Here is a 692-nt window from a genome sequence, read left to right on the forward strand (position 1 = left end):
GACGGAGATCGACCAGAAGCTCGTCCAGTTCGGCCAGGACGTGCATAGCTCGACCGCGCAGTCGACCGCCGGTGGCGAGCAGCTCGCGCTGCTCGAACGCGAGATTCGCGACACCAGCGCGCTGGTCGAAAAGGGTTATGCGACCCGCCCCAGGCTGCTCGCGCTTCAGCGTGCCGCGGCGCAGTTGCGCGGGGAACAGCGCTCGATGAACGCGCAGGCGGAACGTGCCCGCGCCCAGATCGCCGAAGCGCGCATCGCGCGACGCCAGGTCGGGCGCGAGGGCGGGGTGACCGCCGCCGAGGCGCTGCGATCGGTCCAGTCCGAGCTGGTCGAGGTGACCGAGAAGCTCTCCAACGCGCGCGAGGTGCTGGCGCGCAAGCGGATCGTCGCGCCGGTGGACGGCACGGTGGTCGGCCTGGCGGTGACGACCATCGGCGGCGTCGTGCGCCCGGGCGAACCGCTGCTCGATATCGTGCCGTCATCGCCCCGGATGGTGGTCGAGGCGCAGCTGACCCCGGCGCATGCCGATGACGTCCGGCCCGGGCAGCCGTCCTTCGTGCGGCTCGAGGCGGGCGGGTCGCGCACGGCGCCGGTGGTCGAAGGCGTGGTGCGCACGGTGTCGGCGGACGCGCTGACCGATCAGCGCACCGGCGAGCGCTATTTCACCATGATCGTCGAGATCACCCCGTCGG

Annotated in this window: 1 protein-coding gene; it reads left to right on the forward strand. The window is 72.0% G+C overall.

Annotated elements, in window-relative coordinates; all coding sequences use genetic code 11:
• Positions 1-692: beta-barrel domain-containing protein (locus tag AC1DZC_RS20000; protein ID WP_477044488.1), on the forward strand; the 692-nt coding region annotated here is incomplete at both ends.

It is taken from the genome of Cellulomonas sp. P2_B4, from assembly GCF_056404795.1.